The 22,377-nt window shown below is 56.6% G+C and carries 21 protein-coding genes and 1 rRNA gene; 13 read left to right on the forward strand and 9 right to left on the reverse strand.

Annotation, left to right across the window (positions count from 1 at the left end; genetic code table 11):
* Positions 1 to 592 (reverse strand): 16S ribosomal RNA (locus tag L1249_RS00005); the annotation flags it as partial.
* Positions 593 to 997: 405 nt separating this feature from the next.
* On the opposite strand from L1249_RS00005, the gene L1249_RS00010 reads away from it, so the two are divergent.
* Positions 998 to 1,981 (forward strand): cytochrome-c peroxidase, encoded by a 984-nt coding sequence (locus tag L1249_RS00010; RefSeq protein ID WP_081138154.1) that lies wholly within the window; start codon positions 998 to 1,000, stop codon positions 1,979 to 1,981.
* Positions 1,982 to 2,021: 40 nt separating this feature from the next.
* On the opposite strand, the gene L1249_RS00015 is transcribed toward L1249_RS00010, so the two are convergent.
* From L1249_RS00015 to L1249_RS00040, 6 genes are all read right to left on the reverse strand, one after another.
* On the reverse strand, positions 2,022 to 3,014 hold the full coding sequence (locus tag L1249_RS00015) for an adenosine deaminase (RefSeq protein WP_137093366.1): 993 nt from the start codon (positions 3,012 to 3,014) through the stop codon (positions 2,022 to 2,024).
* Positions 3,015 to 3,045: 31 nt separating this feature from the next.
* A complete protein-coding gene (cydC, locus tag L1249_RS00020; protein ID WP_228168374.1) occupies positions 3,046 to 4,752 on the reverse strand; it encodes a thiol reductant ABC exporter subunit CydC in 1,707 nt (568 codons plus the stop codon).
* A complete protein-coding gene (cydD, locus tag L1249_RS00025; RefSeq protein WP_228168375.1) occupies positions 4,749 to 6,425 on the reverse strand; it encodes a thiol reductant ABC exporter subunit CydD in 1,677 nt (558 codons plus the stop codon). The genes cydC and cydD overlap by 4 nt, the downstream gene beginning before the upstream one ends.
* 3 nt (positions 6,426 to 6,428) lie before the next feature.
* Positions 6,429 to 7,430, reverse strand: coding sequence for a cytochrome d ubiquinol oxidase subunit II (gene cydB, locus L1249_RS00030; protein WP_054644964.1), 1,002 nt, complete (start codon positions 7,428 to 7,430; stop codon positions 6,429 to 6,431).
* Between the two features lie 3 nt (positions 7,431 to 7,433).
* Complete coding sequence (locus L1249_RS00035; protein ID WP_062360351.1) at positions 7,434 to 8,849, reverse strand: cytochrome ubiquinol oxidase subunit I; 1,416 nt, start codon at positions 8,847 to 8,849, stop codon at positions 7,434 to 7,436.
* A gap of 220 nt (positions 8,850 to 9,069) precedes the next feature.
* On the reverse strand, positions 9,070 to 10,044 hold the full coding sequence (locus L1249_RS00040; protein ID WP_228168376.1) for a calcium/sodium antiporter: 975 nt from the start codon (positions 10,042 to 10,044) through the stop codon (positions 9,070 to 9,072).
* Positions 10,045 to 10,229: 185 nt separating this feature from the next.
* Between L1249_RS00040 and L1249_RS00045 the strand changes: the two genes are divergently transcribed.
* The 8 genes from L1249_RS00045 to L1249_RS00080 all read left to right on the forward strand — a co-directional run bounded on the left by L1249_RS00045 (position 10,230) and on the right by L1249_RS00080 (position 18,611).
* Positions 10,230 to 11,573, forward strand: coding sequence for a paraquat-inducible protein A (locus tag L1249_RS00045; RefSeq protein WP_228168427.1), 1,344 nt, complete (start codon positions 10,230 to 10,232; stop codon positions 11,571 to 11,573).
* Positions 11,566 to 13,248, forward strand: a complete 1,683-nt coding sequence (gene pqiB, locus L1249_RS00050) for an intermembrane transport protein PqiB (RefSeq protein WP_044628270.1) — start codon at positions 11,566 to 11,568, stop codon at positions 13,246 to 13,248. Before L1249_RS00045 ends, pqiB begins: the two co-directional genes overlap by 8 nt.
* Before the next feature lie 15 nt (positions 13,249 to 13,263).
* Entirely contained in the window at positions 13,264 to 13,851 is a 588-nt protein-coding gene (locus L1249_RS00055; protein ID WP_054644963.1) for a PqiC family protein, read from the forward strand.
* Between the two features lie 272 nt (positions 13,852 to 14,123).
* Complete coding sequence (locus L1249_RS00060) at positions 14,124 to 15,380, forward strand: DEAD/DEAH box helicase (protein WP_235252935.1); 1,257 nt, start codon at positions 14,124 to 14,126, stop codon at positions 15,378 to 15,380.
* 76 nt (positions 15,381 to 15,456) lie between these two features.
* On the forward strand, positions 15,457 to 15,957 hold the full coding sequence (locus L1249_RS00065; RefSeq protein ID WP_044628273.1) for a hypothetical protein: 501 nt from the start codon (positions 15,457 to 15,459) through the stop codon (positions 15,955 to 15,957).
* Between the two features lie 10 nt (positions 15,958 to 15,967).
* Positions 15,968 to 17,170 carry an MFS transporter gene (locus L1249_RS00070; protein WP_228168377.1) on the forward strand — a complete coding sequence of 401 codons (1,203 nt, stop codon included), beginning with the start codon at positions 15,968 to 15,970 and terminating at the stop codon, positions 17,168 to 17,170.
* Between the two features lie 30 nt (positions 17,171 to 17,200).
* Complete coding sequence (locus tag L1249_RS00075) at positions 17,201 to 18,271, forward strand: asparaginase (protein WP_044628275.1); 1,071 nt, start codon at positions 17,201 to 17,203, stop codon at positions 18,269 to 18,271.
* Positions 18,272 to 18,371: 100 nt separating this feature from the next.
* Complete coding sequence (locus tag L1249_RS00080; RefSeq protein ID WP_039182146.1) at positions 18,372 to 18,611, forward strand: DUF2789 domain-containing protein; 240 nt, start codon at positions 18,372 to 18,374, stop codon at positions 18,609 to 18,611.
* Between the two features lie 9 nt (positions 18,612 to 18,620).
* Here L1249_RS00080 and L1249_RS00085 read toward each other — a convergent pair whose 3' ends face one another.
* Both L1249_RS00085 and L1249_RS00090 read right to left on the reverse strand, forming a co-directional pair.
* On the reverse strand, positions 18,621 to 19,289 hold the full coding sequence (locus tag L1249_RS00085) for a VTT domain-containing protein (RefSeq protein WP_228168378.1): 669 nt from the start codon (positions 19,287 to 19,289) through the stop codon (positions 18,621 to 18,623).
* Positions 19,282 to 19,698 carry an SRPBCC family protein gene (locus L1249_RS00090; RefSeq protein ID WP_039182150.1) on the reverse strand — a complete coding sequence of 139 codons (417 nt, stop codon included), beginning with the start codon at positions 19,696 to 19,698 and terminating at the stop codon, positions 19,282 to 19,284. Before L1249_RS00090 ends, L1249_RS00085 begins: the two co-directional genes overlap by 8 nt.
* A 193-nt stretch (positions 19,699 to 19,891) precedes the next feature.
* Between L1249_RS00090 and queC the strand changes: the two genes are divergently transcribed.
* From queC to L1249_RS00110, 4 genes are read left to right on the forward strand one after another with little or no spacing between them, the layout of a single operon-like run.
* Positions 19,892 to 20,602, forward strand: a complete 711-nt coding sequence (gene queC, locus L1249_RS00095; RefSeq protein WP_044628277.1) for a 7-cyano-7-deazaguanine synthase QueC — start codon at positions 19,892 to 19,894, stop codon at positions 20,600 to 20,602.
* On the forward strand, positions 20,602 to 21,264 hold the full coding sequence (gene queE / locus L1249_RS00100; RefSeq protein ID WP_044628278.1) for a 7-carboxy-7-deazaguanine synthase: 663 nt from the start codon (positions 20,602 to 20,604) through the stop codon (positions 21,262 to 21,264). The genes queC and queE overlap by 1 nt, the downstream gene beginning before the upstream one ends.
* Entirely contained in the window at positions 21,264 to 22,097 is an 834-nt protein-coding gene (locus tag L1249_RS00105; RefSeq protein WP_054640854.1) for a 6-carboxytetrahydropterin synthase, read from the forward strand. Before queE ends, L1249_RS00105 begins: the two co-directional genes overlap by 1 nt.
* A complete protein-coding gene (locus L1249_RS00110; protein WP_054640853.1) occupies positions 22,094 to 22,375 on the forward strand; it encodes a YkgJ family cysteine cluster protein in 282 nt (93 codons plus the stop codon). The genes L1249_RS00105 and L1249_RS00110 overlap by 4 nt, the downstream gene beginning before the upstream one ends.
* Positions 22,376 to 22,377 lie beyond the last annotated feature (2 nt).

Below are 22,377 nucleotides of genomic sequence, written 5' to 3' on the forward strand. Positions count from 1 at the left end.
CGGCTTATCAAGCCACCTACGCGCGCTTTACGCCCAGTAATTCCGATTAACGCTTGCACCCTCCGTATTACCGCGGCTGCTGGCACGGAGTTAGCCGGTGCTTCTTCTGCGAGTGATGTCTTTCCTAATGGGTATTAACCACTAGGCGTTCTTCCTCGCTGAAAGTGCTTTACAACCCGAGGGCCTTCTTCACACACGCGGCATGGCTGGATCAGGGTTGCCCCCATTGTCCAATATTCCCCACTGCTGCCTCCCGTAGGAGTTCGGGCCGTGTCTCAGTCCCGATGTGGCTGATCATCCTCTCAGACCAGCTACGGATCGTCGCCTTGGTGAGCCGTTACCTCACCAACTAGCTAATCCGACATAGGCTCATCCCATAGCGGGAGCCGGAGCCCCCTTTCTCCCGTAGGACGTATGCGGTATTAGCCTGGGTTTCCCCAGGTTATCCCCCACTATCGGGCAGATTCCTATGCATTACTCACCCGTCCGCCGCTCGTCAGCATCTAGCAAGCTAGATCTGTTACCGCTCGACTTGCATGTGTTAGGCCTGCCGCCAGCGTTCAATCTGAGCCATGATCAAACTCTTCAGTTTAAGATCAATGCGATCCTTACTCGCTGCCCGAAGGCAACAAAAGCGGATCAAACTTGGCTCAAGGTTCAAACGAATTCACTGCGATACTCCGAAGAGTATCTTGGTGTTCGCTTGCCTTGATATTGGGTGATGATTCACCCTCATCGGCAAGCGCCCACATGAATTACCTGATCAAATTGTTAAAGAGCCATCTGTCGGCGTTGCCGTTCGATGTGGGGCGTATTCTACCCAATTCTTTTTGATCGTCAAGCTTTTTTCTCATTCACCGTTCAAGCACCTGCGGGTCACCAATGGCCGGAAAGTTGACCTGAGGCAAGCCCTGCCCTTCCCCGCTTTTTTAGACTTGTTGAAGCACCGCTGAAAAGAACGGTGCACACCAGACCGGTCAAACAGGAGGGGGAAACCATGACAACATCACGTATTGCCATCGGACTTGCGAGTGTCGCGCTATTAGGCACGACTTCACTGTGGGCAGACGACGAACTCGGTAGCTACCGCGACAGGTTCGAACCGCTGCCCCACTTACCACCTTTACCTGCCCACAATTCACAGACCGATGAAAAGGTGATGCTGGGCAACATGCTGTTTTTCGAGCCCAGGATCTCCGCCAGCGGTGTCATCAGCTGTGCCACTTGCCATAACCCGGCGCTCGGCTGGTCAGATCGCATTCCTAGAGCCGTGGGCCATAACGGTCAGGTTGGCGAACGCAACACACCCACCGTGCTCAACAGTGGTTTCCTGGGATCGCAATTCTGGGATGGACGGGAGCCGGATTTGGAGGGTCAAGCACTGGGCCCCATCGAAGCCGATGTCGAGATGGCCATGCAGTTGGAACACGCCCTGGACAGGTTGACAGAGTTCGAGCTCTACCAAGAGCGCTTCACGGAAGCGTACCCCGACCAGGATGACCCTATCAATGCCGAGAACCTGGCCAAGGCACTGGCCGCCTTCCAGAGAACGCTCAACACGCCCAACGCACCTTTCGATCGTTATTTGCGGGGTGATATGGACGCCATCAGCGATCAGGCAAAAGAGGGCATGGTAGCTTTTGTTGATAATGGCTGCATTGCCTGCCATCGCGGCGCCAACTTTACCGATAGCCAGTTCCACGCCATTCAGGTGCCGGGGTCGACAGATTTGGGTCGCTACGTGGTGACCGGCGAAGAAAGAGACAAGTACCGCTTCCGCACCCCCACCTTGCGTAATGTCGGCGTCACTTACCCGTACATGAACAATGGTGCCACCGAAACGCTCGAAGAAGCCGTGGCCATCATGGGCCAGGAAATGCTGGGACGTGAGTTTGACGAACCCACCATTGATAACATCACGGCATTTCTGCACTCCCTGACAGGTGAAATGCCCGATTTCGAGGTGCCCGCTCTACCCTGATGCACTATGCCGCCGCCCATAGGGGCGGCAGCAGGCTGTATCAGGCTGCTTCCAGGCGCTTCAACAGTTCGGCGCGCCGCGCGTCGCTGACGAAGGCTTCTTCCATGGCATTGCGATTCAGCCATTTGAAGGTATCTTCTCCCCAGCCAAAGGCATCGGCACAGGCGATATGATTTTCGAGCAGCCCACCACCAAAATAGGCAGGATCGTCAGAGCTGATGGTGACCTTTAGCCCCGCTTCCAACAACGCCGGTAGCGGATGCTGATCCAATTGATCAACCACTTTCAAGCTGACATTGGAGAGCGGGCACACGGTCAGCACCGTTTGAGACGCCTTGAGGCGCTGCACGACGCCTTCGCTTTCGAGACAGCGCACGCCGTGGTCGATGCGCTGAACGTCCAACAGGTCCAGGGCTTGCGTAATGTAAGCGGCAGGCCCCTCCTCGCCCGCATGAGCCACACGCACCAGCCCAAGCTCCTTGGCGCGCGCAAACAGGGCCTGAAACTTCTCGGGCGGGTTGTCACGCTCGGCGCTGTCCAGGCCAATGGCATCCAGCATTTTCCAGTAGGGTGCCGCCTGCTCGAGAACGTGCAGTGCCTCGTCGGCTGGACGATCTCTCAGGAAGGCCATGATCATACCCACTGAAAGGTCCAGCTGGCTCTCGGCCTCCTGTTTGGCCCTGAGCAGTCCCGCCATGACCACCTCCAAAGGTACCCCACGCTGCAGATGCGCCTGAGGGTCGAAGTGCATATCGATATGCAGCACGCCTTCCGAACGGGCACGCTTGAAATAATCCATGGCCAGGTCATAGAAGTCCTGTTCGCTGCGTAAGACGTTCATGCCCTGGTAATAAAGATTCAGAAACTCTTGCAGGTCTTTGAAATCGTAAGCTGCCTTGGCCTCTTCGACCGTGGCATAGGGGAGTTCGATGCCGTTACGTTCCGCTAGTTGGAACATCAGTTCCGGCTCGAGAGAACCTTCGATATGCAAGTGAAGCTCAGCCTTGGGAAGGTGTCGTAAAAAGTCGTTCATGGTCGCCGCCTACTTGCCGATTCGGTGAATATCAAAATGAAGTATCGTGAATTAACTTACCACCATCAAGCCGCCATTGATGAGCCAAACCCGGCACCAGAGCCGCATCATCCACTTGATGAACAAAGAAAATCGCCGTACGGCCTACCAACCAGGCGTCCAGCGAGGCCGCCACGTGCCGGGCGGTTGCCGCATCCACTCCCGCGAAGGGCTCATCCAGCAATACCACCGAGGGCGAGCGTAAGAACAGCCTCGCCAACGCCACTCTGCGCGCCTGCCCGCCTGAAAGCTGCTGCCCTCTTTCTCCCACCTGAGTCGCCAACTGACGAGGCTGGCGTTTCGCCCAGTCCGAGAGAGCGACCTGGGCAAGCACCTGCCAAAGCTCTTCGTCTGTCGCGTCAGGCTTGGCGATCCTCAGGTTATCGGCCAGCGATCCATCGAACAGGTCTATTTGCTGGGGCAGATACCCCATATGTGCTGCGCTACTTTCGAGGGTAATGACAGAGGGTGCATGCTCGGCCACCCACACATCCCCTTCAGTGGGAGAGATACGGCCCATGATCAAATTGGCCAGCGTCGATTTGCCCGAACCCGAAATACCCATGATGGCACCACGTTGACCGGCAGGCAGCGTCAGAGAAACCTGACATATCGCCCAGCTCGCCGCATCAGGATAACGGAACATGACCTCACGCAGTTGCAGGGCATGGCCACCCTCGTCATCCGGAAGCGAGTCCACACGCGTTTGCCCTTGTGTCGCCTGCAGGGCATTCAGCCGCTGAGCCGCCCCGTGGCTGGTGCCAAACCGCACAAAAGCGGCAGGCAGGCTGGCCAACACTTCATTGATACCAAACACGGCAATCACGGCCATGACCATGATGGGGCCCACCACGCGCTGTTCAGCCAGTGCCAGACTCCCCAACCAGAGCACACCAATGATCAACAGCCCCGTTACCGCCATCAGTAGCGCATTTCCCAGCGCGGCCTTCACGGCCAACTGACGCTGGTTATCCAGCGCTTGCTGTTCGTGAGATCGTATTTTTCTGTGATACCAGTCACTGGTTCGGTAGCTCATCAGCTCAGCGGACGCCTGCACCTGATCCAACACCAGCCGCCGAAGCTCCTCCTGATCATCCACTTGCTGATGGCTGTTGGTGAAACCTAGCTTGGCAAAGCCCAGGGTGATGACCAGCCACAGCAGCGTCAATACACAGGCCACGACGGCTCCCACCAGCGGCAACCAAATAGCGATGAAACCTGCAACGATCCAGACACTCAACAAGGCCACTACTGGCGGCACCAGCAGGCGTAGATACAGGCTATCCAGGGCATCGATATCCGACGTCAGGCGACTCAACCACTCACCGACTCGCCGACGCCGCAACGATGCGTCATCCAGGCGCGTCAAGTCACCAAAGACGCGATAGCGTAAATCCGCCAGCAGCGTCAGCACGGTATTGTGGTTGTAGAGCCGCTCGGTATATCGAGCGACAGTGCGCAGCAAGGCAAAAAAACGAATGCCGCCGCCGGGCACATAAATATCCAGCGATGACGGCAACCCAGCAGCCAACGCAATGCCCGCCAGGGCACACGCCGCAATGAACCAGCCAGACAAACCCAGCAGCGCAAGGCCCGCCAGCAATGTTACCCATACCAGCAGCGCACCAACGAGGAAGCGCTGCCTGCGCCTTAACATGAGCGCCAGCCATGGGCTCAGGTCATTGTGCAGAAACTTCATGGCGCCACCTCGTGAAGCTGGCCGTCTCGACACACCCAGTGGCGAGTGGCAACGGCCATCACCGCAGGGTGATGTGTTGCAATGACTAACGTTCGCCCTTCCGCCGACCAGGCCAGCAGTGCGTCGATCACGCTCTTTTCCGTCGCCGAATCAAGGCTGGCGGTGGGCTCATCCAACAACACCAGCGGTGCTTGGCTGAGAAATACTCTAGCCAGGGTCAAGCGCTGCGCCTGACCTCCTGACAAGCCGACCCCGCGCTCCCCTACCACCGTCTCCAGACCATGGGGCAAGGCAGCCAACAATTCACCCAGGCCTGCGTTTTCCAGGGCCTCCTGCATGGCAGCCGGTGTCGCATCAGGCGCCGCCAGGCGCAGGTTATCGGCCAACGAGCCTTGAATGATGCAGGGTGATTGATCCAGCCACGCCACTTGCTCGCCCTGGCGGACTCTGCAAGCGCCACGCAGAGGCGCCATAAAACCAGCCATCAGCGACAGCAAGGAAGATTTGCCACTGCCTGACTCTCCGGTAATAACCACCACATCTGCCTGACGTATCGTGGCCGAGACGCCCGTCAAGACCGCCGAGTGCCGACCATAGCCCACCTCGACATTCACCAATTCAATCAGTGCATCTGGTTCGACGGGGGCGTCGAACCGGGTCGGCACCACGTCAGGCTCATCGAGGATGGTCACGATGCTCTCTGCCGCCCCCAGCGCCGCAGCACGGTCGTGATAATGCTGCGAGAGGGTTCGCAAGGGCTGGAAGAACTCCGGAGCCAGTAGCAACACCGCCAGACCGCTGAACAGGGTCAGCGAGGGGGAAGGACCGTAATCGATATAGCCTAACAGACCAAACCCCACGTACATGGCGACGACGGCGATGGCCACCGAGGCAAAAAATTCCAATACCGCTGACGAGAGAAATGCCAGCCTGAGAGTGCGCATGCTCAGGCGGCGATACTGGTCGGTGGCATACCAGACGTCCTGCTGGGCAGCACGCGTATGACCAAATAGCTGCAACGTCGTCATGCCGCGTACGCGGTCGACGAAATGCGCCGAGAGCCTGGCAACGGAAGCAAACTGCTCCTTGTTGAGACGCTCTGCCCCCATGCCGACCAGCGCCATGAACAGCGGAATCAATGGCGCAGAGAGCAGCAAGAAGATGGCCACCAGATAATCGAGCCAGCCCACCACGACGGCTATTAGCAGTGGCAGTAACAGCACGATGCGCATTTGCGGGAGGAAACGCGCGAAATAGCCATCGAGGGCTTCGATGTGCTCGACCGACTGGGTCGCCAGGGCACCGCTCTGCTGCCGCGTCATCCAGACCGGGCCTAGCGCGGCGACCTTGTTCAAGACCTGCTCCCGAGCATACTGACGGATGCGCAAGCTGGCAGTTGCACTCAACGACTCTTGTAGGGCAAGAAACAGTGAGCGCAACGCCACGGCGACCACCAGGCCGAGCAGCACGGGCACCAGCGTGACAGGTGAGCGGCCATGAACGACCAGTTGCTCGATCGACCACGCCAACCCGACCACCAGCAAGATCGTCTGAGCGCCGGACAGCACGCCGAAGCACGCCGCCAGCGCCAGCCGAGCACGCTCACGACGAGCCAGCGTGCTCAGCCAACGGCGCGGCGTCAACGAATTTGACTGGGCCGCAGGAGGGGGCATGAATCAGTGGTACCCCTCTCCTACACGCACCTTGCCGCGGAAGACCCAGTAGGTCCAGGCGGTGTAGGTCAGGATGATCGGAATGACGAACAGCACACCGATCAGCAGGAACAGCTGAGATTCAGGAGCGGAAGCGGCATCCCACAGCGTGTAGTTGGGGGGCACGATGATGGGCCACTTGCTGACGATCAGCCCCAGGTAAGTGAACACGTAGATGCCGATGGTGGCTACAAAGGGAATGCCCTCGTCACGACGTTTCACGGAGCGATACACCATGAAAGCCGACAGCAGCGCCAATGCCGGGAACACCCAGATCAGTTGCAAATGACCGAACCAGCGCTCCCAGACCACCGGATTCACGAACGGAGTCCAGATGCTGATGATACCGAAGACGCCCAGTACCAGCGCCAACAGCAGCGGGGTGATCTTGTACGCCCACTCCTGAATGTGGCCCTCGGATTTCAAGATCAGCCAGGTGGCTCCCAGTAACGCATAACCTGCCATCAGGCCGAAGCCGGTCAGTACCGAGAATGGCGTCAGCCAATCGAAAGCGCCACCTGCAAAGGCAAAGTTTTCGACATGAAACCCCTGAATGTAAGCACCAACCACCGCCCCTTGAGCGAAAGCGGCCACGCCGGAGCCCCAGCAGAAGGCGCGGTTCCACCAGCGACGATTGCGCCGGGACTTGAAGCGGAACTCGAAGGCCACACCCCGGAAAACAAGCCCCGCCAGCATCAAGAACACACCAATATAGAGTGCGGGCAGGAAGACCGAATAGACCAGCGGGAAAGCCCCGAGCAAACCGGCACCCGCCAGCACCAGCCAGGTCTCGTTGCCGTCCCAGACCGGCGCCACGGAGTTCATCATCACATCCCGGGCGTCTTCGTCCGGGGCGAAGGGATACAGAATCCCAAGCCCCAGATCGAAACCGTCCATCAGCACGTACATCATCAGTCCGAACCCGATAATGCCTGCCCAAATTATCGTCAGATCAAACATTTCCATGTCTCAGTTCCTCACCGGGTCGACATCGTCATCAAAGGGAGTTTCCGTGGCCGACAGTGGACGCATGGGGCGTCTGAAATTGTCGCCTGCCGCTTCACGCTCTTCCTTGGGCAGCATGCCGTTACGCACCACGCGGGTCAGATAGTAGATACCGGCATAGAACACCACCGCGTACACCAGCACGTAGCCCACCAGCGTAAACAGCGCCATGGGGCCGGTTAGCGAAGGCGTAACGCCTTCCGCATGGGTCATCATGCCGTATACCAGCCATGGGGCACGTCCTGACTCGGTCACGATCCAACCAGCCAGCACGGCGACGAACGGCATGGGGATCATGTACACCAGCGTCTTGAGGAACCCGGTGTGCTGATGGAATTTGCCTTTGCGACGCAGCAACAGTCCTATCAGGGCGGTGGCAATCATCAACAGTCCGATCCCTACCATCACGCGGAACGCCCAGAAGACGATCCAGACCGGTGGCTGCTCTTCAGGAGCAAATTCATTCAGCCCCTGAATAACCCCATCCGTAGAGTGGGTCAGTATGAGACTGGCAAGATTGGGGATACCGATTTCAAAGCGATTGGTTTGCGCTTCCTGGTCCGGAATGGCGAACAGCAGCAACGGAACGTTGCCAGAGGTTTCCCAATGCCCTTCCATGGCCGCCACTTTGGCCGGCTGGTGCTCCAGAGTATTCAAACCATGGAAGTCCCCCACGACCGCCTGGGCTGGCGCCAGAAACAGCAGCAACCAAAGGCACATGGAAAGCGCTCGACGGTTGGCTTCCGGGTCGCGACCACGCAGCAGGAACCAGGCACTCACACCGGCCACCACGAAGCCACCGGTCAGAAAAGATGCCATGGCCATGTGCGCGAAGCGGTAAGGAAAGGAGGGATTGAATATCGCTTCGGTCCAGGAAACCACGTGGAACCGATAGTCGATGAGTTCTACCCCTGCCGGCGTATGCATCCAGCTGTTGGCAGAAAGAATCCAGAACGACGAAATGAAAGTACCGATCGCCACCATGATGGCAGCAAACAGGTGAACCCCTTGTGGCACCTTGCCTCGGCCAAAGAGCAGGACACCGAGGAATGCCGCCTCAAGGAAGAAAGCGGTAACGACCTCGTAGCTGAGCACCGGCCCGAGGAAGTTGGAGGCCGCCTGGGAGAAGTTGCTCCAGTTGGTGCCAAACTGGAAAGACATGACGATCCCGGAGACGACGCCCATTCCGAAAACCACGGCAAACACCTTGGTCCAGAACAGTGCCAGGCGGTCCCAAGCGGGGTTGTTGGTCTTGAAGAACAGCCCATGAAGCAGCGCTATGTAAGACGCCAGACCGATGGTGAAGACCGGAAAAATCGCATGAAACGATACAACGAAGGCGAACTGCATTCGCGATAGTAAAAGGGGGTCGAGTTCCATCACACGCTCCTAAGACCTGGATTAAAATCCCATCAATGGGTGTCACAAGCTTAGTTGAGCCTTAATGGCGCTGCATTTTAGTTATAAGCACTAAGCTTATTCTTTAGCTGTGTTGCATTTTAACGCTTCGACACCCGTTATACAGCGCAAGTTTGCCCAAAAAGCTGTGTCGCATTGACGCATACTCCTCAGACAAACCACCATTTTTCGGTGCAATCGTTTAAGACATCACCACAATGCTGACCATATAGCCTGTGTAGGCGATAAAAATGGCGAAGAGAACACCGCCTTCAACGCGGTTGATACGCCGTGGGCGACCACGCCAAGAAAATGCGAAGAGCACCATCATAAGCGTCATAAAGGTCATGACACTCCAGTCACGCACCAGCACCTCACGACCCACTTCGATAGGTGTGATGACACCCGCCAACCCTACCACGGCCAAACTATTGAACAGATTGGAGCCCACCACGTTGCCCAGCACCATATCGTGCTCTTTACGCCGCAGTGCGCTGATTGAAGAAGCCAGTTCCGGCAAAGAAGTACCTACGGCGACTACGGTTAAACCGATAATTAAATCACTGACTCCGAAAGCTACCGCGATCTCGACAGCTCCCCATACCAGCAGCCGCGAACTGGCAATCAACAGCACCAAGCCAATCAGCGTCCACATGATGGCCTTACCGCGCGACATCGGGTTGCTATCAAGACTTTCGGTCACTTCACCCAACAACGGATCATCCTCCTGACCTCGAGAACGAATAATGCTGATCGCAATAAATATGCCCAGCGCCACTAGCAGCACAATAGCTTCAGCACGGGAAATCCAACCGTCGAAAAGCATATAGCCGGTAAGCAGCATCACCGCTACCAACAGGGGCATTTCTTTACGGATAACACCTGAATGAACAGCTAACGGAGAGATAAGTGCGATAAAGCCCAAAACCAAACCAATATTGGCAATGTTGGAACCGTACGCATTCCCCACCGCCAGGCCTGGGTTGCCTTGCATCGCTGCCAGCACCGACACCATCATTTCCGGTGCAGAAGTACCAAAACCGATTACCAACATACCAATCAGCAGCGGCGACAGCCCCAGCCACCGCGAAGTTGCCGCAGCGCCATCAATAAATTTTTCTGCGCTCCAGATGAGCAGGACCAAGCCTACTACCACAGCAATAAAGGCAAGTAACATTTCAGTTCCTTGATGTCATAATGTTAGGCACTATCGCGGCTGCATCCTTGTCTAACTCTGGTATTTGGTCAAGTACTGTTTGCAAGTAGTTATCAGGTTACCTAGGTTGACACACACGATATACCATCGTATTGGTTCTAACCGTATTATGCACAGAGAGTTTGCTGTTGCCCCATTACGCCTTTATGAAACGGCCTTCGCTGCCGGTTAATACACCCCAGGTTGATTGCTCCCCCCCTGAAACTCGCACCCAGCGAAGGCGTTTGCGTGCGTGCCATGAATGTGACTGGGTATCTGCGCTCCCCCCCCTGAACTCTGGTGAAAAAGCCACCTGCCCTCGCTGCTCGCATGTGTTAGTGAAGCGCCACCGTTATCCTGCTCAGCGCAGTATGGCGCTAGCGTTAGCCTCATTGGTCGCATTAATAGTCGCGGTATCTTTTCCTTTTGTCAGTTTCAGCGTTAGCGGTGTTGGCAACCGCATTGATCTATCGCAGACCGCCACCACGCTGATTGCTTTCCACCAGCCGATAGTAGCTATTGCGGTCATGATGACTATTGTCGTGCTGCCCGCCGTATATCTTGTAAGCGTCGTCTGGCTTCAGTTTGGCTTACTGCAGTCTCGCCCTATGCCTTTTAGCCGTGACATTGCCCGCTCCCTGGCACATCTAACCCCATGGATGATGGCCGATGTATTCATCATCGGCGCACTGGTAAGCTTAATTAAAGTTGCTGGCATGGCGCAGATTGAACTTGGCATCTCCTTTTGGGCATTCTGCTTGTTCGCCATACTGTTATTAATGACGGTGCAGTCCATTGACGCTGACTGGATGTGGTTCTCATTGGAAGGCGAACCCCTTGCTCCTGAAGGCACGCTCACTGGCACCACCGCTGCTAGCCAGCATGTCACTGGCTGCCCTACCTGCGGATTGATTAATCGCATTCAGCATGGAAAAGAACGCTGTGTTCGCTGCCATGAAAAACTGCATAAGCGCCTACCACATAGCTTACAGCGCACCTGGGCGCTTCTCTTTGCAGCTAGCATCATGTATATACCCGCCAACCTTTACCCCATCATGACCACTACCAGTTTAGGCAGCTCAGCACCCTCCACTATCGTTGGCGGCGTTGTTCAGCTCATTCAAATGGGGTCCTGGCCGGTGGCTGCGGTGATTTTTATCGCCAGTGTGATTGTGCCTGTTGGCAAACTGGTGGCACTCGCATGGCTATGCTTGATGATTAAGCGCAGCAACGAGCTCAACGCACAGAGCCGTACCCGCCTCTATCGATTAACTGAATTTATTGGACGCTGGTCAATGGTTGACGTATTTGTCGTGGCCATTTTGGTCGCCCTCATCCGCGCTGGGTCATTAATGTCGATTACACCAGGTCCTGCCGCGCTAGCTTTTGGTGCCGTCGTAGTGCTCACCATGCTGGCTGCCATGACATTTGACCCTCGCTTAATCTGGGATACCCACACTCCACGCCCTCTTCGCCGTAAAGCGGCCACCAAGGAACCTGTTGATGGCTAATGATTCCACGCCTCAGAATACCTCAAACGCTGAAAACAATGAGTTACATAAAGCAAAATCGTCGCCACAAACTCGGCTATCGCCTATTTGGATAGTTCCTTTGGTGGCCGTCATTATTGGGCTGTGGCTGGTTTATGATAACTACTCAAGCCGGGGCACCATGGTGACGCTGACCATGGACAGCGCAGAAGGTATTGAGGCGGGCAGTACGCTGATCCGCAGCCGCAATGTTGAGATTGGCCGCGTACAGAGCGTTCGTTTGTCTGATGACCTGTCTCACGCGGTGATGATGGCTCAAATTCAACCCGAAGCCGAAGCCATGCTCCGCGAAGACAGTCGCTTTTGGGTCGTCAAGCCGCGCATTGGTCGCGAAGGCATCAGCGGCCTGGGCACGGTACTCTCGGGGGCTTATATACAGCTTGAGCCTGGGCAATCAGAGGAGCCTAAGCGGGAGTTTGAGGTAAGCGATCTCCCACCGGTCGCGCCTGCTGGGCAAGCAGGATTACAAATTAGCCTTGTCAGCCAATTAGGCAATTCGCTGCGTGTTGGGGATCCCGTCTCTTATCAAGGTTACACGGTAGGGCGCGTAGAAGACGCTCGCTTCGATGCAGACACACGTACCATGCACCACCAAGTATTTATCGAAGAACCCTACGCCCAGCTCGTGACCGATAGCACCCGCTTCTGGACCGCTAGCGGAGTGGACTTCCGCCTGGATGCTGACGGCGTGCGGGTCAACGTAGAATCGCTGGAAGCTCTGCTGGGTGGCGGTGTCACCTTTGGTGTGCCTGAAGATCTTCCCATGGGTAAGCCGGTAGAAGCCAATACACGTTTTAACCTCTATGCTGATGAAGATACTGCCCGGGAAGGCACATTTAACCGCTATCTAGAGTATGTATTGCTTGTTGATGACACGGTTCGCGGGCTATCACGAGGCGCACCGGTCGAGTTTCGTGGCGTCCGAATTGGTACCGTGGCAGCAGTACCCTGGAATTTTACGGCGCCACAGCCCGATTCGCGGGCTCGTTTCGCCATCCCTGTGCTCATCCGCATCGAACCACAACGCTTAGGGATCGAAAACACCGATATCGACCTGGAGGAGTGGGATAACCGCTTTAAGCGCATGTTCGGCCTAGGCCTTCGGGCATCACTCAAGAATGGCAACCTGTTAACGGGTGCGCTGTTTGTGGACCTTAACTTCCGGCGTGACCTTACCGACGAATACGTCGCGGAAGTTTTCTCCGAGCGGACCGTATTCCCGACGGTAGCGGGCGGTTTTGCACAGATTCAGGCTCAGGTGACTAGCCTGCTTGAAAAACTAAACGCCTTGGAAGTAGAACCTTTGATAGCCGGGCTGGACCGCAACCTGCAAGCTTCTGAAAGTGTACTGAACGAAGTGCGTGCAGTCAGCGCGTCTATCAATCAGTTGCTCAATGATCCAGAAACGCAAGCCATCGGGAGCAACCTCAACGGCACGCTGGAAGAGCTGCGCAGCACCCTTCAAGGGGTCTCGCCTTCATCGCCCGCCTATCAAGAGCTTACCGGCGCCATTGAGCGTTTGGATCGGCTGATGCGTGACCTACAACCGCTCACTCGGACGCTGAACGAGAACCCACGCGCGCTGCTGTTCGACAATTTAGAAACGCAGGACCCGATTCCTCGTGCTCCCCGTTAAGAAGGATTGAACGTCATGTTACGCCGATTACCGCTACTACTGCTGATCATCAGTTTGAGCTTGCTGCTTTCCGCCTGCGCTAGCAGTGTCTCTCCCCCTGCACGCTATATGCTTCCTGCCAGCCCAGCAGTGAACGCACCGGCTAACACCCAGGCCACGCTGCAAGTGCGCACACCTCGACTAGCCCACTATTTAGACGTGGACGGGATTGTGATGCAGTTAGACGACATCACGTTAAACGAAGCGCGGGAGCACCAGTGGGCGGAGGGTATTGGGCGCCAGCTTGAACGCGCCTTACGGGCCGAATTGGCAGATCAGTTACCCAGCGTGCAAGTGGTACGAGCAGAAGGTAGCAGCCCTGGGGCGCTCACCCTGTCCATGGAAGTGGATCAATTCCAAGGCCGCTTTGACGGTGTCGCGGTAGCCAGCGGCCAGTGGCAGCTTCGAGATACCGATGGCGAGTTGCTCGCACTCAAAAGCTTCACTGCAGAAACCACTCTTGAACAGGATGGCTACCCTGCCCTGGTCCGTTCGTTGGGCGAAAGCTGGGAGAGTGTTGCTGCACAAATTGCTCAGCAGGTTCGACAAGGCGGCTACTTCTAAACCTTTATTGCAATCGCTAGGGGAACAGCATTGGTGTGAGACTTTCGTGTTACACTCTTTGCCAATAAATGACATCACTGTCAGCGCTACCCTGTCACCCCCTTGTTATGCCTGGTATGGCGTTACAAGACGTATAAATGCCCGTCGCGGCACAGCGTATTATCTGGCAAACTTCGCTGCCGCGACGGTGTACCATCCTCGCTTTTTGAACATTACGCCTAGCAACGCCGCCGAGCTAGTGGCGCCGATTGCTATGCGATTGCGGAGAACGCATGAGTTTTTCTGATCTTGGTCTGCATGACGATTTATTGCGCGCGGTAACTGCGCAGGGCTATACACAGCCTACGCCTATTCAACAACAGGCCATCCCCATCGTTCTTGAAGGTCGCGACCTTCTTGCCAGCGCACAAACCGGTACCGGCAAAACCGCTGGCTTTACGCTACCGATGCTACAGCGCTTGGCAAATGGCAAACGCCCTGGCAAACGCCAGGTTCGCGCACTGGTCCTCACACCCACCCGCGAACTGGCTGCACAAGTGGGGGAAAGCGTGGCTGCTTATGGGCAGCACCTCTCACTACGTTCACACATTATTTTTGGTGGCGTGGGCCAGCAGCCCCAAGTCGACGCTTTAAGAGCCGGCCTGGACATTCTAGTAGCCACCCCTGGGCGCTTGCTTGATTTGCACCAGCAAGGGCATGTCGACCTCTCCGCCATTGAAATTCTGGTGTTAGATGAAGCCGACCGTATGCTAGACATGGGCTTTATCCACGATATCAAACGGCTATTGCGTCTGGTGCCGAAACAGCGCCAAAACCTGCTGTTTTCTGCCACTTTCTCTAACGAGATCCAAACGCTGGCCCAGCAACTGCTGAATAACCCTGCCCTCATCGAAGTGGCTCCACGCAACACCACGGCAGAAAAAATTGAGCAGGCCATCTACCGCGTTGATCGCGACAAAAAACGCGATCTATTGGCCCATCTGATCCAGCGCCACAACTGGTTCCAGGTGCTGGTGTTTACCCGCACCAAGCATGGCGCTAACCGGCTCGCTGAACAGCTCTCCAAGCAGGATATTCCCGCGATGGCGATCCATGGCAACAAAAGCCAAGGAGCACGTACTCGGGCGCTGGGTGCTTTCAAGAGCGGCGACCTACAAGTGCTGGTAGCCACCGATATTGCGGCACGCGGGCTAGATATTAATGAACTTCCTCACGTGGTGAATTTCGATCTGCCCAACGTGGCTGAAGACTATGTCCACCGTATTGGGCGCACAGGGCGCGCGGGTAGCAATGGCGAAGCGGTGTCTTTGGTGTGTGTCGATGAACACGGCCTACTCAAAAACATTGAGCGCCTGATTAATCAAACGCTGCCGAAACATATTGAGCCAGGCTTTGAGCCAGACCCCAACGCCAAGCCAGAACCGATCGAGAATGGCCGCCGCGGCCAGCGCCAGCCAAGGGCTAACCGCAAGCCTGGCGGCCAAGCTGCCAATGCTGGTGGCGAGCGCTGCCGTCGCACTCGCCGGTAGCCCGAACGCCCGGAATATGCGAAGGTAGCGCCTCGCTTATTCCGGCGTTTTTGCTGAATTAATTCATGGAGTGATTATGGCGTCTTCACAACTCATGGCAGATTATCGTCAATGGCTGACTTTTCAGCGTCAGGAGCAACTCAGCCGCGAGCATCAAGGTATTTCTCAGCGCCTAGAGGACGCCCGCGCCTCAGCTAATCAGGTCTTGCAGGCCTATCGCAGCATGGCTGAAAAAGCCTCAAACGAAGGTGCCTGTTATCGCACTCTGTTTTTACGCGAACGCGATAACGCCTCACTCCCCTGTGAAGGTTGGTTATTTGTACGGCGCGTACTAAGCGAAGGCAACAGCACCCGCGTTCGGGTCACACTATTGGAAACTTTTACCCTAGAAGATGGCATCATCGCGCCAGGTGATAAACCGGCACGCAAGCTAACGCTGGAAATTTACGACAAGCTTGATATCAATAAAGGCATGCGTACCCAGGCACGTGTTGATTGCTTGGATACCACGCAAGATTATCACTTCATCACCTTGCTAGATGCGGTGCGAGGCGACCTTCGCCCCTACTTAAAATAAGCGCCGCTTCATGATCTCACGCCACGCTTGCCGATTCATTTTGCTGATGTTTATGGTGGGGCTAAATTTACGCCCTGCCATGTCCTCGGTCGCCCCCCTGCTAAGTCGGCTGCAAGAAAGTGCGGGGCTTTCCGCCTCAGCGGCGGGCTTGCTAACCACGCTCCCCGTTCTTTTTCTTGGCTTAACCGCCCCCTTGGCACCAATGATTGGCAACCGTATAGGGAGTGAGCGTGCACTTAGTGCCGCATTACTCCTGCTGGCCAGCGGCTTGCTGTTACGGGTTCTGCCTTTTCCTGGATTGCTTTATCTAGGTACCGCCATGGCCGGTAGTGCTATTGGCTTGGCGGGCACGCTGTTACCCGCGCTAGTCAAGCGTGAGCTGCCTCAAAATGCGGATTTGCTCACCGGGCTCTACACCATGGCACTCTGCTTGGGGGGCGCTCTAGGCGCTGGGCTCAGCGTGCCGTTAATGCAGTGGCTGGGCAACTGGCAAGCCAGCCTAGTCAGTTGGTCACTGCTCGCACTGGCTACACTCATCGTATGGATCAGCTATGCACCATCTCCTGCGCCAAAACCAACGCTTCACCTGCCCACCAGCATCCCCCTCGTGTCGCTACTCAGGCAGCCGCTAACCTGGCAGGTGATGCTCTTTATGGGCATTCAATCTTCCATGGCATATATCGTTTTCGGCTGGCTGCCAACTCTTCTGATTGAGCGCGGATACAGCGAGGCAACCGCTGGCTGGACGATGGCCGTTTCCATTATGTGCCAACTGGTCTCAGCACTGAGTGCGCCTTGGATTGCGCGATTGCATCACGACCAGCGCCCGGCCCTGCTGTTGGTATTGGTATGTACCGCCCTAGGGCTTGTCATGCTGTTAGCCGCTCCGTTGGCATGGCGATGGCCCGGTGCCGTGTTGCTGGGGCTTGGGCAAGGTGGAAGTTTTAGCCTTGCATTAAGCTTATTGGTACTGCGAACCGCGAACGAACGCCTTGCAGGCCAGCTTTCTGGCTTGGTGCAAGGGGGCGGCTATACCCTGGCCGCACTGGGGCCCTTTGGGGTTGGTCTGATGCTCCAAGCCGGTGCTACCACGCAGCATATTGCTTGGCTACTGATTGGATTGATCGGCGTTTGCTGCGGCTTTGCGTTCTTTGCGGGACGCAAACGGCAGCTTGATGACCAAAGCGGCCAACTACAGGTATATCACCGCTAACTACTTCTTAGCTTTCAACAGGATACAGCGATGAGCCAGGCTCCTCTCCTTGCAGATGCTCAAAGCAGCCAAGAGCGGTTGCTTGTGATTTACACCGGCGGCACGATCGGCATGCAGCCTCAGGCTAACGGGCTCTCACCTGCCGGTGATTTTCCTAAACGCTTGGCCAGCGCACTGAGCCAGCTGCCGTTGCGGGACCAACAAATGCTCCCTGCTTATGATGTCATCAGCTACTCACCTCTGATTGATTCCAGCGCGGCGACCCCAATAACATGGCAGCAGTTAGCCGCCGACATCGCCGAGCGCTTTACAGAGCATCGTGGTTTTGTGGTAATTCACGGTACCGACACGCTAAGTTGGACCGCCGCTAGCTTAGCCTACCAATTGCAGGGCTTAGATAGGCCTGTGGTGTTGACGGGTGCCATGGCTCCCCTAGAGGCTCCTAACAGCGATGCCTTACAAAATCTCTACGGCGCTCTACGATTTGCTGCCCATCCCGAACTGCAGGAAGTGGCCATTTATTTTGCCAACCGCCTGCTCAGAGGCACGCGCGCCATCAAACAGCACAGCGAGGCTGTCGAGGCGTTTTCATCACCCAGCTACCCACTGCTGGGCGAGCGCATCGGCGACGACTTTATTCTGTTCCCCAGCCGCGGCTTGTCTTACCAGCAGCGCGGGGCTCCGCGCTTTGAGCTGGTGGACTACCAGCCTGTCGCCAATGGCGAGGTGGTTCGCATTACCCTATGGCCTGGCATAGCGCCCTGGCAATTAGAGGCGTGGCTTAGCCATCCAAACGTGAAAGGCGCGCTGCTACAGCTATGGGGCGCAGGCAATTTACCGGATAATCCCGCACTACTAGAGGTGATTGCCAAGGCGAGCGGAGAAGGCAAACTCATCGCCGCCATCAGCCAATGCCCACAAGGAAGTGTGCATATGGGGGCTTATGCAGCAGGGCACGGTCTCAACAATGCTGGGGTGCTATCCGGCGATGACATGACGCCCGAGGCCGCCTACACCAAACTGGTGCATGTACTAGCGCAACCAATTTCATTAGAGGATCAGAGGCGACGGTTTTTAACGACGCTAGTGGGCGAACGTTAAATGATCTAGCCAGTACTACACTGGCATAGTGGTTTATTCCCGCTATGGTTAAACAATGTCCTTAACGTGTATTAACCACCCACTGGATAGGAAGCCACTTATGGATCAACCGGTACATCACTTTAGCGAACTGTTTGAGCAACTGGGGCTGCGCTCGGATTCAGCCTCCATCGAACGCTTTATCGAACGGAACTCCCCGCTGCCCAAAGAGATGCCCTTGGCCGACGCCCCCTGCTGGAACGAGGGCCAAGCGGATTTTCTACGCGAAGCAGTGGAAGAAGATGCCGACTGGGCCGAGGTCGTCGATCATCTGGATGCCTCGATGCACAAAGCCGAATAGGCCTTCGCATCACGCCTGCTCCTGCGCCGCTTCCAGGCGGCGCCGGTACCAGGCCCCCGCCAGCAACAAAGCCGTCAACGCCAGAAGCGGCAGCAGTACGTCCATCTGCAGCGGGTCTTCTTCTTCGATGGCTTCCAGCGCACCGTAAATGGCACTGCTGTAGACAGCCCATTTCACGGCCAGCCCCAAGGCTGCAGCCAGCAGATAACGCCCCAGGGCAATATGCCCCAAGCCTGCCGCAAAATTGATCACTGAATGTGGAAAGCCCGGCAACACACGCATGGCACATTGCGTCAGCAGATCGCTACGCGCTTTCAGCGTGTCCATGACCTTGAGGGTCAGCCCCTTGGGCTGCCAACGCTCGCCGACCCGTGCAGCAAGCAGATAGGCTCCCCAGGCACCCGCGACGCTGCTGATGGTCAACATCACCGTAGCGACCAAGGGGGGATAAAAGGGGGCAATCAACCACAGTCCAATACTGCCAGGCAAGCCAATCGCCAGGGTGACCGCCATGATCAGCATGACCGTCACCACGACCACGGGATGATGAGACATGGTCGCGGCCCAGCGTTTCACCGCCATCAGGTCCGGAGAGTACCAAAGCCATATGTAGGCCAGCATGGCAGCCACCGCAAACGCGGCCGCCCAACGCCAGGAATAGAGAGATAATTTACGCATTGAGGCGTGCTTCAACCCGCTCGAGAATTTGTCGACTGACCTTTCCGACCAGCGGTTTGGCCGCCTTGTTCACCGCTTTTTCCATCAGACGATTGCGGATGTCATAGCTCAGCGTCAGCGACACCTCAGTCCCTTCGGGTACGGCACGCAGCTGATAGCGCCCCTGGTTTTTGACACCTTCCAGGGATTCCCAGGCCAGCACCGTTGGAGGATCGATATCGGTTACCTCCACGTCAAACGCCCAATCCATGCCCACTGCCCGCACGTGCCAGCGGTAGCGGTTTTCGCCAAGACGATCGATCGAGCGTATCAGGTCCGAATAATCCGCAAAATCTTCCACTCGGCGTAACAAGTCAAATACGCGCTCCGGGGAGGCTCTAACGATTTCACTATGTTCTATGGTGGCCATGCGTCCATCTCTAGCGGCTGTAGATGAGTAGCTTATCACGCCAATTCCCTTGGCACACCGGATGCCACCACCCAGAACACTGGTCAGCAAGCGCGGCATTGCGTAAACTGCCCGCCTTCCGGACCGGACCCCGGAACACCGCCCTGCTGCTTGGGCAGGCACGACATAAATTCTCCGACCATGAGTACCCAGCATGTCATCCACTGCATCATCCGGCGCCCAGGCGCCATCCACCGTCGTCATCTACTCCGGCGGCATGGACTCCTATACCGTCCTTCACCGTGCGCTACGCGAGGGCCTCGCTGTCCATGCGCTATCCTTCGATTACGGTCAGCGCCACCGTCGTGAACTGGACGTTGCACGTCAGGTATGTGAGTCCTTGGCCATCCCTCATCAGGTCGTCGATATTCGCGCCATCCACGGGCTGATCGACAACTCGGCATTGACCAACGCTGCGTTGACCATGCCTCAAGGGGAGTACGATGCCGACTCGCTCCACAGCACCGTGGTGCCCAATCGCAACATGATTCTGCTGTCGTTAGCCATTGCCAAGGCAGTCAATATCGGTGCCAGCCGTGTGGATTATGGCGCGCACGGCGGCGATCACGTGCTTTACCCCGACTGCCGCCCGGCCTTCGTCGAAGCCATGAACGATGTGGCGCAGATTGCCAACTTCGAACCCGTCACCGTCCATGCCCCTTATCTGGCCTCCAGCAAAGCCGACATCCTGCGTGATGGGCTCGCCATGGGCCTGGATTACCGCTATACCTGGACCTGCTACGAAGGCCAGCAGCTCGCCTGCGGCCAGTGCGGTAGCTGCCGTGAACGGCTGGCCGCCTTTGCGGCTAACCACAGCGTCGATCCTCTCGACTACGCCATCGACACTTCACAGGTGGCGCACTGATGTATCACGTTAAAGAAGCCTTCTACACCTTACAGGGTGAAGGCGCCCAGGCAGGTCGTGCCAGCGTGTTCTGCCGTTTTACAGGCTGCAATCTTTGGTCAGGCCGGGAAATAGATCGAGCAAACGCAAAATGTACCTTTTGCGACACCGACTTTAACGGTACCGACGGAGTTAATGGCGGCCGGTTTAACACAGCCCAGGCGCTGGCAGAACACATCAAAGCGCTGTGGCCTCAGGAAGCTAACAACGCCGTGCCATACGTGGTATTTACCGGCGGCGAACCGCTGCTACAGCTCGATACCGAGCTCATTGCCACGCTGCATAGCGAAGGCTTCGAAGTGGCAGTGGAAACCAACGGTACGGTGCCCGCTCCTGCGGGGATTGACTGGCTCTGCGTTAGCCCTAAGGGTAGTAACCCGCTAGCGATCACCCAAGGCGATGAGTTGAAACTGGTTTTCCCCCAGGCCGATGCGCCACCGGAGCAGTTTTCTCACCTCGCCTTTAGCCACTTCTTTTTACAGCCGATGGATCTCAGTGCCGTCGCTCAAAAAAGTATTGCCACCGACGGCGCAGCGACCGTTCAGGCCACCACCGCGTACTGCATGGCCAACCCACAGTGGCGGCTGTCACTGCAAACGCACAAAATCGCAGGATTCGAGTAATGGCGCTATTTGTTAATCATCTGACCCATATCGATGTCTCTCTTTGGTGCCCCACGAAAGGGTTGGTTGGCTGTAGCTGGCAAGTGGATGCTCAACTGGAGGGTGAACTAGGCGAGGACGGAATGCTGTTCGACTTCGGTGAAGTAAAGCCGTGGATCAAACGCACCCTGGATAGCGGACTGGACCACACCCTACTGGTGCCCACCCAAGCACCCGGTGTTGAGGTCAGCGAATGCGATGAAGGACTCTGCATTCGCACCACCACGCCCTACGTGATGGAAGTTCGTGGACCGACAGAGGCATTTACCCTACTTCCCTGGGCATCGATCACTCTAGAACGGGTGACTCAGCACCTCAGCGCCCAACTCACCGAGCAGCGGCCAGCCAATGTTGAACGCGTGACGCTCACGCTAAGCGATGAGCTTATCAATGGTGCTGCCTATGGCTATAGCCATGGATTAAAACGTCATTCGGGTAACTGCCAGCGCATTGCCCACGGGCATCGCTCTCGCCTGCATATCTTCCAGGAACAACAGCGACAGCCGCAGTTGGAACAGCAATGGGGAGCGTGGCTGGATAATCGTTATCTTTTGGAAGAGGCAGATATAGCAGAGCATAGCGAGTCACAGCTCACCTGCCGCTATGAAGCAGCCCAAGGCAGCTTCTCAATCACCTTGCCATCTGAGCGCTGTAGCGTGCTGCCAAAGCCCACAACAGTAGAAAATATTGCCCTCTGGCTGGCCGATCAGATCGCCAAGCAAACGGGGGCCGCCACTCACGTATACGCCTTTGAAGGAATCGACAAAGGCGCGACAGCACAAGCGAGCCCATGAGTGAGTTGATCACCAGTGACAGCAGCGCCACATGCCGAGCAGGTTGCGGCGCTTGCTGTATAGCTCCGTCTATTACATCGCCGATACCCGGAATGCCCGAGGGCAAACCGGCGGGGGTGCGCTGCGTTCAACTCGACGCCAACAACTTATGCATGCTGTTTGGCAGCCCGCTGCGCCCGATGGTGTGCGGGCAGTTCGATTATGACCCCACCGTGTGTGGCGAGCACCGTGATGAGGCGATCGCCACGCTGTCGTGGCTAGAAGAGAGCACTCGCTGAAT

The organism is Halomonas sp. Cn5-12 (assembly GCF_021532545.1).
GTDB classification, from domain to species: domain Bacteria; phylum Pseudomonadota; class Gammaproteobacteria; order Pseudomonadales; family Halomonadaceae; genus Vreelandella; species Vreelandella aquamarina.

What these genes read in the sequence shown, in the direction of transcription:
- L1249_RS00010 (WP_081138154.1), top strand. Translation starts at nt 998, where the DNA reads ATGACAACATCACGTATTGCCATCGGACTTGCGAGTGTCGCGCTATTA.
- L1249_RS00015 (WP_137093366.1), bottom strand. Translation starts at nt 3,014, where the DNA reads ATGAACGACTTTTTACGACACCTTCCCAAGGCTGAGCTTCACTTGCAT.
- cydC (WP_228168374.1), bottom strand. Translation starts at nt 4,752, where the DNA reads ATGAAGTTTCTGCACAATGACCTGAGCCCATGGCTGGCGCTCATGTTA.
- cydD (WP_228168375.1), bottom strand. Translation starts at nt 6,425, where the DNA reads ATGCCCCCTCCTGCGGCCCAGTCAAATTCGTTGACGCCGCGCCGTTGG.
- cydB (WP_054644964.1), bottom strand. Translation starts at nt 7,430, where the DNA reads ATGGAAATGTTTGATCTGACGATAATTTGGGCAGGCATTATCGGGTTC.
- L1249_RS00035 (WP_062360351.1), bottom strand. Translation starts at nt 8,849, where the DNA reads ATGGAACTCGACCCCCTTTTACTATCGCGAATGCAGTTCGCCTTCGTT.
- L1249_RS00040 (WP_228168376.1), bottom strand. Translation starts at nt 10,044, where the DNA reads ATGTTACTTGCCTTTATTGCTGTGGTAGTAGGCTTGGTCCTGCTCATC.
- L1249_RS00045 (WP_228168427.1), top strand. Translation starts at nt 10,230, where the DNA reads ATGAAACGGCCTTCGCTGCCGGTTAATACACCCCAGGTTGATTGCTCC.
- pqiB (WP_044628270.1), top strand. Translation starts at nt 11,566, where the DNA reads ATGGCTAATGATTCCACGCCTCAGAATACCTCAAACGCTGAAAACAAT.
- L1249_RS00055 (WP_054644963.1), top strand. Translation starts at nt 13,264, where the DNA reads ATGTTACGCCGATTACCGCTACTACTGCTGATCATCAGTTTGAGCTTG.
- L1249_RS00060 (WP_235252935.1), top strand. Translation starts at nt 14,124, where the DNA reads ATGAGTTTTTCTGATCTTGGTCTGCATGACGATTTATTGCGCGCGGTA.
- L1249_RS00065 (WP_044628273.1), top strand. Translation starts at nt 15,457, where the DNA reads ATGGCGTCTTCACAACTCATGGCAGATTATCGTCAATGGCTGACTTTT.
- L1249_RS00070 (WP_228168377.1), top strand. Translation starts at nt 15,968, where the DNA reads ATGATCTCACGCCACGCTTGCCGATTCATTTTGCTGATGTTTATGGTG.
- L1249_RS00075 (WP_044628275.1), top strand. Translation starts at nt 17,201, where the DNA reads ATGAGCCAGGCTCCTCTCCTTGCAGATGCTCAAAGCAGCCAAGAGCGG.
- L1249_RS00080 (WP_039182146.1), top strand. Translation starts at nt 18,372, where the DNA reads ATGGATCAACCGGTACATCACTTTAGCGAACTGTTTGAGCAACTGGGG.
- L1249_RS00085 (WP_228168378.1), bottom strand. Translation starts at nt 19,289, where the DNA reads ATGCGTAAATTATCTCTCTATTCCTGGCGTTGGGCGGCCGCGTTTGCG.
- L1249_RS00090 (WP_039182150.1), bottom strand. Translation starts at nt 19,698, where the DNA reads ATGGCCACCATAGAACATAGTGAAATCGTTAGAGCCTCCCCGGAGCGC.
- queC (WP_044628277.1), top strand. Translation starts at nt 19,892, where the DNA reads ATGTCATCCACTGCATCATCCGGCGCCCAGGCGCCATCCACCGTCGTC.
- queE (WP_044628278.1), top strand. Translation starts at nt 20,602, where the DNA reads ATGTATCACGTTAAAGAAGCCTTCTACACCTTACAGGGTGAAGGCGCC.
- L1249_RS00105 (WP_054640854.1), top strand. Translation starts at nt 21,264, where the DNA reads ATGGCGCTATTTGTTAATCATCTGACCCATATCGATGTCTCTCTTTGG.
- L1249_RS00110 (WP_054640853.1), top strand. Translation starts at nt 22,094, where the DNA reads ATGAGTGAGTTGATCACCAGTGACAGCAGCGCCACATGCCGAGCAGGT.